The following is a 6310-nucleotide window of genomic DNA, read 5'->3' as shown; positions in this document are numbered from 1 at the left end:
ATAAGAGACAGCCACCCCGCCCCCGACCACGCCGCCGCCGGGCGGGTGCACCGCGACGTACACGGTGGTCAACCAGTGGCAGGGCGGCTTCCAGGGCGAGGTGAAGGTGACCGCCGGCGCCGCCGCGATCACCGGCTGGACGACGACGTGGACGTTCGCGAACGGCCAGTCGGTCAGCCAGTCGTGGAACACCGCGCTGAGCAGCAGCGGGTCGTCGTACACCGCCCGCAACGTCGACTGGAACGGTCGGCTGGGCGCCGGGGCCAGCACCAGCTTCGGCTTCATCGGCAGCTGGAACGGCACCAACGCCACGCCCGCGGTGACCTGCGCCGCCCGCTGAGGTCGCGACGCACCACCGGTGGCCGGGTCCGCGCGGACCCGGCCACCGGTCTCCGCGTACGCCGACCGGCGTCAGCCGGCCGCGGGCTCCGGTGGGCCGTCCGGACCGTGGACGAGGCGGGCGGCGCGCATCGTCAGGTAGCGCTGCTCGGGCAGGCTGGTCGTCAACGCGGCGGCGGCCCGGTACGCGGCCACGGCCCGCTCCGGGTCGCCGGCCATCTCGTGCAGGTGCGCCCGGGCGGCCGGCAGCCGGTGGTGCCCGGCGAGCCGGGGGTCGGCGTCCAGGGCGTCGAGCGCCGCCAGGCCGGCGGCCGGGCCGTGCACCATGGCGGTCGCCACCGCCCGGTTGAGGGACACGATCGGGTTGTCGGAGGAGCGCTCCAGCACCTCGTACAGGGCGAGGATCTGCGGCCAGTCGGTCTCCTCGGCGCTCGGCGCCTCGTCGTGCAGGGCGGCGATGGCCGCCTGGAGCTGGTACGGCCCGACGGGCCCGCGCGGCAGCGCCCAGGTGACCAGGGCGACGCCCTCGGCGATCGCGGTCGCGTCCCACCGGCCGCGGTCCTGCTCGGCCAGGGAGATCAGCTCACCTGAGGGCCCGGTCCGCGCGGCGGCGCGGGCGTCGGTGAGCAGCATCAGCGCGAGCAGCCCGGCCACCTCGGCGTCGTCGGGCAGGCGGGCGCGCAGGGCCCGGGTCAGCCGGATCGCCTCCTCCGACAGGTCCACCCGCCGCAAGTCGGCGCCCAGGCTGGCGGTGTGCCCCTCGGTGAAGATCAGGTAGAGCACGTGCCGCACGGCGGCCAGTCGGGCCTCCCGGTCGGCCGGCTCGGGCATCCGGAACGGGATGCCGGAGCCGCGGATGCGCTGCTTGGCGCGGCTGATCCGCTGGGCCATGGTGGCCTCGGGCACGAGGAAGGCGCGGGCGATTTCGGCCGTGCTGAGGCCGCCGACCGCGCGCAGGGTCAGCGCGATCGCCGAGGCCGGCGAGAGCGCCGGATGGCAGCAGAGGAAGAGCAGGGCCAGGGTGTCGTCCCGGTCGGCGGTCAGCTCCTCGTCCGGTGGCGGTGCGGCGCGCCGGTCGTCCGGCTCGCGGCGGGCGGCGAGGTCCTCGCGCCGCCGCCGGGCCGTCTCGCCCCGGACCAGTTCGACCATCCGGCGGTACGCGACCTGGATGAGCCAGCCGCGCGGGTTGTCCGGCGTCCCCTCGACCGGCCACTGCGTGGCCGCCGCCAGCAGCGCCTCCTGCACGGCGTCCTCGGCGGTGGCGAAGTCGCCGAAGCGCCGGGTGAGCACGCCGAGGACCTGCGGCGCCAGCTCGCGCAGCAGGTCCTCGACGGGTGGGTCGGCGGCGTCCAGGCGTCACATCTCCTGCGGCGGGGCCGACATGACCGGGTGCACCTCGATCGGCATGTTCAGCGGCCGGCCGCCGGGGCCGGGCGCGGTGGAGATGTGCGCGGCCAGTTCGACGGCCCGCTCGGGGCTGTCGCAGTCCACGATCCAGTAGCCGGCGAGGAACTCCTTGGTCTCGGCGAACGGCCCCTCGGTGACCACGGGCGCGCCGCCGGAGCCCGCCCGGACGATCTTCGCCTGGGCCGGCCCGGCGAGCCCCTGACCGTCGACCAGCTCGCCGTCGGCGGCCAGCTTGGCGTTGGTCTCGCCCATGAACGCGATGTGCGCCCGGATCTCCTCCGGCGTCCACGTGTCGATCGGGGGGAAGTCCGTGCCGGCGGCGCTGAACTGCATGAGCAACATGTACTTCACGTCTGGCTCCTCACGACTGCGCACCATCATCGGTGCTCTCACCCACAGGTAGAAGCCGGCACCCCGGTTCTCGACATCCCGGCCGAGAAATTTCCGGGGAAATCCGCCGCCTGCCGGCAACCGCCCACCGCAGGGGAGCGCCCGGGCTCGTCCGCCGCCGCCTCGCCGTGGCTCGCCGGCGACCAGAGCGGTCCGCTCACGACGCGGCGGTGACCTCCAACAGGAGGGTCTGCTCCGGGTGCAGCGCCGGCACCTGGAGCCCGACGGTCGCCAGCACCGCGCCGCCGAGCGTCACGCCGCCGTCGGCCAGCCAGCCCGGCGCGGTCAGTTGGAGGGTCGCGGGCTCCGGCACGCCCGCAGCGGGCCGCACCGCGTACCGCCGGCGGGGGTCGAGGCCGGGCAGCCGGACCGGACCGGGCACCTGGGCCACCGAGGTGGCCAGCCGCGCCACGGCGTACACCGCGCGGGAACCGTCGTGGGCGATGACGCCGTGCGCCCAGACGGCCGGGTCCGGGTGGTCGACCCGGACCACCCGCCCGGCGTGCAGCAGCGGGCGGAGCCGCTTGTGCAGGGCGACCCAGGCGGCCAGCTCGCGGCGCTCCGCGGCGCCGATCGCGCCGATGTCCCACTCGATGCCGTGGTGGCCGAAGAGCGCGGTCGCCGCCCGGAAGCCCAGGTCGTGCACCCGGTGGGTGGTGTGCGAGCGCTCGGGGCCGATGTGGCTGCCGACCAGCTCGGGCGGGAGCAGCAGGCCGGTCCAGCGCTGGATGGCCAGCCGTTCCAGGGCGTCGTTGCAGTCGCTGGCCCAGACCCGGTCGGTGCGCCGCAGGATCTCCAGGTCCACCCGCGCGCCACCGGACGCGCAGCTCTCGATCTCCACGCCCGGGTGGCGGCGGCGCAGCTCGTCGAGGAGCCGGTAGACCGCGAGGGTCTGTTCGTGTACGCCGGGCCGGCCGTGGTGGCCGGCCTCGGTCAGGTCCCGGTTGTGGTCCCACTTGAGGTAGCCGATGCCGGGGTGCCCGGAGAGGAGGGCGTCCAGCCGTTCCAACAGGTACGCGTACGCGTCCGGGTGCGCCACGTCGAGCGCCTGCTGGTGCCGCCACCCCGGCGGCAGCCGGCCGGGCGCCGACAGCACCCACTCGGGATGGGCGCGGAACAGGTCCGAGTCGGGGTTGACCATCTCCGGCTCGACCCAGAGCCCGAACTGCATCCCGTGCCCGCGCACGTGGTCGATCAGCGGGTGCAGGCCCTCCGGCCAGACCGCGTCGTCGACGAACCAGTCGCCGAGGCCGGCGCGGTCGTGGCGGCGCCCCCGGAACCACCCGTCGTCGAGCACGAAGCGTTCCACCCCGACCTCGGCGGCGTGGTCGGCCAGCGCGCGGAGCCGCTCCAGGTCGTGGTCGAAGTAGACCGCCTCCCAGACGTTGAGGGTGACCGGGCGCGGCGTGGCCGGGTGCTGCGGCCGGGCGCGCAGGTGGGTGTGCAGGACGTCGCTGAGCCCGTCCAGCCCGGCGTCGGAGAAGACGGCGTGCAGCAGGGGGGTGGCGTACTCCGCGCCGGGGCCGAGCACCACCTCGCCGGGGGCGAGCAGCTCGCCGCCGCCGAGCGTGGACTCGCCCGTGGGCCGGCGCTCCGCGAAGGTGACGTGGTCGCCGCTCCACGCGGTGTGCACCGCCCACACCTCGCCGTGCCCGAAGCCGAACCCGGCCGTGCCGGCGACCAGCAGCAGGGTCGCGTCGTGCCCGGTGCGGCCGTGCCGGCCCTCGCGCACCCAGGCGCCCATGGGCCACGGGTGCCGCTGCGGCGACCGTTCGCGGCACCACCGGCCGGTCAGGTCGAGCAGCTCGGTGGCGACCGCCGGCACCGGCAGCACCGGGGTCAGCTCCCGCAGCTCGTACGCCGTGGCGCCGTCGTTGCGCAGCCGGTGCCGCAGCAGCACCAGCCCGGTCGGGTCGAGTTCGATCTCGACGGTCAGCGACAACCCGGCGTCGACGTCGGACGCCCGGACGGTGACCCGGGCGGACGCGGCCCGGTCGTCGTCGCGCACGTCGAGGGAGTCGAGCCGGAAGGCCGTCGACCAGGCGGTGCGGTCGCGGTGCCCGGCCAGCGCCGGCCGGCCGCTCCAACCGGCGGACGCCTCGGGCAGCAGGGACAGCACCGCCGGCGCGTCGAAGCTGCTCGGCACGACCGGCGCGACGGTGGCGTCGACCAGGGCCGGCAGGTCGTCGGGCGGAAGGGGGCCGAGGTCGCGGCCCCAGTGCGCCACCCTGGGCAGCGCCGGGCCGCGCGCGTCGAGCACCAGGCTGGTCCGCGCGCGGCGCAGGTGGACGATGCTCATCCCTTGGAGGCTCCAAGCGTCAGGCCCCGGACGAACTGCTTCTGCAACAGGAAGAAGATCACCAGGGTCGGGATCGCGACCAGCACCGAGCCGGCCGACACCAGGTTGTTGTCGGTGAAGAACTCGCCGCGCAGGTTGTTCAGCGAGCTGGTCACGGGGAACTTGTCCCCGGTGCGCATCAGCACGGTGGCCCAGAAGAACTCGTTGTAGATCCAGGTCACCTCCAGGGTGGCCAGCGCGGCCAGGGCCGGCCGGCACAGCGGCATGGTCACCTGCCAGTACTGCCGCCAGACGCTCGCCCCGTCGACCATCGCCGCCTCGTAGAGGTCGCGCGGCAGCGCCTTCATGTAGTTGCTCAGCACGAAGACGCAGAAGCCGCACTGGAAGGCGACGTTGACCAGGATCAGGCCCCAGTAGCTGTCGTAGAGCAGCTCCGAGTCGCTCATGAACGCCGGCAGCGGCACCTGCGTGAAGAGCCGGAACAGCGGGATCAGCAGGGCCTGCTGGGGCAGCAGGTTCGCCGCGGTGAACAGGCCGAGCAGGATGATGTTGGTCTTCCAGCTGAACCGGGCGATGACGAACGCCACGCACGAGGCGAGGAAGAGCGTCAGCAGCACCGCCGGCACGGTGATGTAGGCGGAGTTGAGGAAGTGCTTGCCGAACTCCGCCGTCTGCCAGGCGGTGACGTAGTTGTCGAGGGTCCACCCGCCGAGCGAGACGTAGCCGTTGGCGGCGGTGTACTCGTACGAGCGCAGGGAGGTCAGCACGGCCCAGAGGATCGGGAAGAGCCAGCCGATCGCCACCGCCGCGAGGAACACGTGCAGCACGACCCGCTGCGGCCGCAGCGGCTGTCGCCGCCCACCCGTGGTCGTCGTCCCGCTCCGCGGGGTCACTGTCGTGGTGCTCATCGGCGTTCCTCCCGCATCACGGTCACCAGGTAGACGGTGATGAAGACCAGCGAGACGACCAGCATGATGGTCGCCAGTGCCGAGCCGAACCCGATCCGGCTCGCCTCGCCCACCACGTTCTGGGTGACCAGCGCGGAGAGCAGTTCCAGGCCGTTGCGGCCCTTGTTGACCACCCAGACCAGGTCGAACGCGCGCAGCGACTCGATCACCGTCACCACCAGCACGATGATGTTGATCGGCCGCATGACCGGGAAGACCACCGAGAAGAAGGTGCGGGTCTCCGACGCGCCGTCCACGGCGGACGCCTCCCGCAGCGAGGGGTCGACGCCCTTCAGCCCGGCCAGGTAGAGCAGCATGATGTAGCCGACGTGCCGCCAGCCGGCGGCCAGCAGCACGGCCCAGATGTTGACGTCCGGGTCGCCGTACCAGTCGACGTCGGTGCCGAACACCGCGTTGACCAGGCCCTGGTCGCGGGAGTAGAGCAGCTGCCAGACGAAGCCGATCAGCGCCAGGGAGAGCACGACCGGCAGGTACAGCGCGGTCTGGTAGAACCGGGTGGCGCGCAGCTCCTTGTCGAGCAGGACGGCCAGGAACATGCCGAACGGGGTGGCCACCACGAACAGCGCCGCCAGCCAGAGCAGGTTGTTCTGCACGGCCGGCACGAACGGCGGGTAGTTCTGGACCACGTCGGTGTAGTTGCGTCCGCCGACCCACTCGATGTCGCTCAGCGGGCCGATGCCGTCCCAGTCGGTGCCGGAGAGCGCCACCGTGGCCACCGCCGGCAGCCAGACCAGACCGACGACGAGCAGCAGCGGTACGAGCACCATGAGCGTGACGACCACGCGGTCGGTGCGGGACAACAGCCGTAGCCGGCGGCCGCGACCACCCGTGGCGGTGGTGGTCGCGGCCGGCGACGGCACGGCGCGATCCGCTTGGATCAGGGGCAGGTCGGACACGTGTCCTTCCC

At 73.6% G+C, this 6310-nt stretch carries 5 protein-coding genes and 1 pseudogene; 1 reads left to right on the top strand and 5 read right to left on the bottom strand.

All coding sequences use genetic code 11. From position 1 onward, the window contains the following. Window positions 1–13 precede the first annotated feature (13 nt). A pseudogene (locus ACSNOB_RS22525) lies at window positions 14–340 on the top strand (cellulose binding domain-containing protein); the annotation flags it as partial. A 71-nt stretch (window positions 341–411) separates the two neighbouring features. On the opposite strand, the gene ACSNOB_RS22520 reads toward ACSNOB_RS22525, so the two are convergent. The 5 genes from ACSNOB_RS22520 to ACSNOB_RS22500 form a co-directional block, all read right to left on the bottom strand. Then, on the bottom strand, window positions 412–1692 hold the full coding sequence (locus tag ACSNOB_RS22520) for an RNA polymerase sigma factor (RefSeq protein ID WP_436688433.1): 1281 nt from the start codon (window positions 1690–1692) through the stop codon (window positions 412–414). 3 nt (window positions 1693–1695) lie between these two features. After that, window positions 1696–2088, bottom strand: coding sequence for a YciI family protein (locus ACSNOB_RS22515; RefSeq protein WP_393105269.1), 393 nt, complete (start codon window positions 2086–2088; stop codon window positions 1696–1698). 205 nt (window positions 2089–2293) lie between these two features. Beyond that, window positions 2294–4435 (bottom strand): alpha-galactosidase, encoded by a 2142-nt coding sequence (locus ACSNOB_RS22510; protein WP_436688430.1) that lies wholly within the window; start codon window positions 4433–4435, stop codon window positions 2294–2296. Next, window positions 4432–5343, bottom strand: a complete 912-nt coding sequence (locus tag ACSNOB_RS22505) for a carbohydrate ABC transporter permease (RefSeq protein ID WP_436688429.1) — start codon at window positions 5341–5343, stop codon at window positions 4432–4434. The genes ACSNOB_RS22510 and ACSNOB_RS22505 overlap by 4 nt, the downstream gene beginning before the upstream one ends. After that, window positions 5340–6299, bottom strand: coding sequence for a carbohydrate ABC transporter permease (locus tag ACSNOB_RS22500; protein ID WP_436688428.1), 960 nt, complete (start codon window positions 6297–6299; stop codon window positions 5340–5342). Before ACSNOB_RS22500 ends, ACSNOB_RS22505 begins: the two co-directional genes overlap by 4 nt. Between the last annotated feature and the right edge of the window lie 11 nt (window positions 6300–6310).

The organism is Micromonospora sp. URMC 106, from assembly GCF_051386395.1.
Lineage (GTDB): Bacteria > Actinomycetota > Actinomycetes > Mycobacteriales > Micromonosporaceae > Micromonospora.
The sequence above is the reverse complement of the archived record's forward strand: the minus strand, read 5'-3'. Positions and strand labels throughout refer to the sequence as shown.

Coding starts and splice junctions, on each gene's coding strand:
- ACSNOB_RS22510 (WP_436688430.1), bottom strand. CDS start 4,435: ATGAGCATCGTCCACCTGCGCCGCGCGCGGACCAGCCTGGTGCTCGAC.
- ACSNOB_RS22505 (WP_436688429.1), bottom strand. CDS start 5,343: ATGAGCACCACGACAGTGACCCCGCGGAGCGGGACGACGACCACGGGT.
- ACSNOB_RS22515 (WP_393105269.1), bottom strand. CDS start 2,088: ATGTTGCTCATGCAGTTCAGCGCCGCCGGCACGGACTTCCCCCCGATC.